This is a genomic window from Mycobacterium sp. 1245801.1 (assembly GCF_001673055.1).
In the GTDB taxonomy this organism is placed as follows: domain Bacteria; phylum Actinomycetota; class Actinomycetes; order Mycobacteriales; family Mycobacteriaceae; genus Mycobacterium; species Mycobacterium europaeum_A.
Genome location: NZ_LZKY01000208.1, coordinates 1 through 2,770, shown reverse-complemented (window position 1 = coordinate 2,770; position 2,770 = coordinate 1). Strand labels below are relative to the sequence as shown.

Sequence of the window (2,770 nt, the reverse complement as noted above, 5' to 3'; positions counted from 1 at the left end):
AAGGCCCAGATCCTCACCGGCGAGTTCGCCGGCGGCGAGCTGATCAGCGAAGGCGACGTCGCGACCGCGCTGGGGATGTCGCGCACCCCGGTGCGCGAGGCGTTCCTGCGCCTCGAGGCCGAGGGGCTGTTGCGGTTGTATCCCCAGCGCGGCGCCCTGGTGGTCCCGGTCTCCCCCGGCGAGGTCCGCGCGGTGATGGAGGCCCGGCTGGTGCTCGAGCAGTTCGCGGCGGCCAAGGTGGTGGGACGCGGTCCCGCCGTGTGGGCCGTGGTCTTCGAACGGCAATCCGGCGAGCTGCGACGGCAGGGTGCGGCCGCGGCGGCCGCCGACTGGCGGGAATTCCTGGAGTCCGACCGCGCCTTCCACGCCATCACCCTGGAAGAGTCGGGCAACGCCATCCTGTCCAACTTCTACTCAACGCTGCGCGACCGCCAGATGCGGATGATCGGGGAATCGGCGCTGCGTGAACCCGATCGGGTGGCCACGATCATGGCCGAGCATCGGGGCATCGCCGAGGCCCTGCGCGACGGCGACCTGCCGCGGGCGCTCCGGGCGGTGCAGACCCACCTGGCCAGCACGGTGCGGGCCATGGGGCTGTCGGTCGAGCCGAACCCGTTATGGGCTACCGGATCTGGCGCGCATGGCGCAGACTGATCGACAGCCCGGACAAGCCGTGCCGGGCCCGTAGCTGGGGGCACGATGGCTTGGACGATCCCTACAGGAGTCCGCGACGTGATGGCGAAAACGGTTGTGGCCGCGGCGCTGATCGCGGTCGCCGCGACGGGTGCGGGCGCACGGGCGAACGCGATGCCCGCGCCGGCCGCGCGAATCCCCGTTGCGCCGCAAGATAATCCCGATCCCGGCCTGCCGACCAACCCGTCCGATCCCCGATGTGTGGCGATGCCAGAGGTCGCGCAGTGTCAGGGCGGGCCGTACGCCGCCGACGCCGCCCCCACCGGCCCGGCGGATACCGCATGCATCAGCCAGCCCGCCAATCCCGTGTGCGCCGGAGGCCCGTACGCGCTGCCGCCGGCGGCCGCCCCGCAGATCGCCCCGCCGCCGCCCGCGGCCCCACCGCCGCCGGTGGACCAGGCGCCGATCGCGCCGCCGCCCGTCGCGCCGCCGCCCGTGGAGGCCCCGCCCGTCGCGCCGCCGGCAGTGCCGGTCGCGCCCGCGGCACCGGCCGACCCCGACATCGGGATGCCGGGGCACATATGACGGTGAGCCGCTAGCCGATCAGCACGGCATAGCGCGGCTTGATCACCTCGTCGATGATCGCCAGCCGCTCGTCGAACGGGATGAACGCTGACTTCATCGCGTTGATGGTGAACCGCTCGAGGTCGCTCCATCCGTAGCCGAAAGCCTCGACCAGCCGGTGCATTTCGCGGCTCATGAAGGTGTCGCTCATCAGCCGGTTGTCGGTGTTCACAGTCACCCGGAAGCGGGTGCGGGCCAGCAGATCGAACGGATGCTCGGCGATGCTGTTGACGGCACCGGTCTGCACGTTGGAGCTGGGGCACAGCTCCAACGGAATTCGCTTGTCCCGCAAAATGGATGCCTGTTGACCCAGCCGGACCTTGCCGTCGCCCAGCACCTCGATGTCGTCGACGATGCGCACCCCATGGCCCAGCCGGTCCGCCCCGCAAAAGGCGATCGCCTCGTGAATGGACGGCAGGCCGAACGCCTCACCGGCGTGAATGGTGAAGCGCGCGTTGTGGTCTCGCATGTATTCGAAAGCGTCCAGGTGCCGGGTCGGTGGGTTGCCCGCCTCGGCGCCGGCGATGTCGAACCCGACAACTCCCTTGTCCCGGAACCGGATTGCCAGCTCGGCGATCTCCCGGGACACCGCCGCGTGCCGCATCGCGGTGACCAGCAGGCGCACCACGATCGGGCGCCCGGCCGCGGCGCAGGCCTTCTCACCGTCGGCGAAGCCGGCCAGCACGGCGTCGACGATAGCATCGAAGGACAGCCCGCGGTCAATGTGCAGTTCGGGCGCGAACCGGATCTCGGCGTACACCACCGAGTCCTCGGCCAGATCTTCCACGCACTCGTAGGCGACCCGGTGCAGCGCCTCGGGCGTCTGCATCACCGCGACGGTGTGCGAGAACGGCTCCAGGTAGCGCTCCAGCGAGCCGCTGTGCGAACGGGTGCGAAACCACGTCGCCAGCTCGTCGACGTCGGTGGCGGGCAGCCCGTCGTAACCGATCTGCCCGGCGATCTCCAGCACCGTCGACGGGCGCAGGCCGCCGTCGAGGTGATCATGCAGCAGGGCCTTGGGGGCCTTCCTGATCTGCTCGAGGCCCAGCGGTGCGGTCATGTCACGATCCGATCGATGATCAGCGGCCGGGGAGTCGGGGCCGTGTCGCCGACGCTCCACCCGCCGTCCAGCTCGGCCAGCGCGGCACCGAAACGCTCCGGGGTGTCGGTGTAGAGGGTGAACAACGGCTCGCCGGCGGTGACCGGTTCGCCGGGCCGGCGGTGGATCCGGATCCCCGCGCCCAGCTGCACCCGCTCGCCCGGGCGGGACCTGCCCGCGCCGAGCCGCCATGCCCCCAGCCCCACTGCCATCGCGTCGATATCGCCCATTGTGCCGCCCCGGGGCGCGGTCACGGTCTCGGCATGCCGACCGAGGGGCAACGGCACCGACAGATCGCCGCCCTGGGCCGCGACGAGCCGGCGGAACCGGTCCATCGCGGTGCCGTCGCGCAGGGTGTCGGCGGGGTCGCGGTCGGCGATCCCGGCCAGCTCCAGCATCTCGGAGGCCAGCCGC

The 2,770-nt window shown here is 71.6% G+C and carries 3 protein-coding genes and 1 pseudogene; 2 read left to right on the top strand and 2 right to left on the bottom strand.

Going from position 1 to position 2,770, the window contains the following annotated elements; genetic code table 11:
- Together A5622_RS13185 and A5622_RS29150 are read left to right on the top strand one after the other, a co-directional pair.
- On the top strand, positions 1-654 hold a 654-nt coding region (locus A5622_RS13185), incomplete at its 5' end, for a GntR family transcriptional regulator (protein ID WP_066878937.1).
- A gap of 81 nt (positions 655-735) precedes the next feature.
- Entirely contained in the window at positions 736-1,218 is a 483-nt protein-coding gene (locus A5622_RS29150; RefSeq protein WP_066878935.1) for a hypothetical protein, read from the top strand.
- 10 nt (positions 1,219-1,228) lie between these two features.
- Here A5622_RS29150 and A5622_RS13175 read toward each other — a convergent pair whose 3' ends face one another.
- Together A5622_RS13175 and A5622_RS13170 are read right to left on the bottom strand one after the other, a co-directional pair.
- Positions 1,229-2,317 carry an adenosine deaminase gene (locus A5622_RS13175; protein ID WP_066873250.1) on the bottom strand — a complete coding sequence of 363 codons (1,089 nt, stop codon included), beginning with the start codon at positions 2,315-2,317 and terminating at the stop codon, positions 1,229-1,231.
- A pseudogene (locus A5622_RS13170) lies at positions 2,314-2,770 on the bottom strand (thymidine phosphorylase); the annotation flags it as partial. The pseudogene A5622_RS13170 and the gene A5622_RS13175, both read right to left, overlap by 4 nt.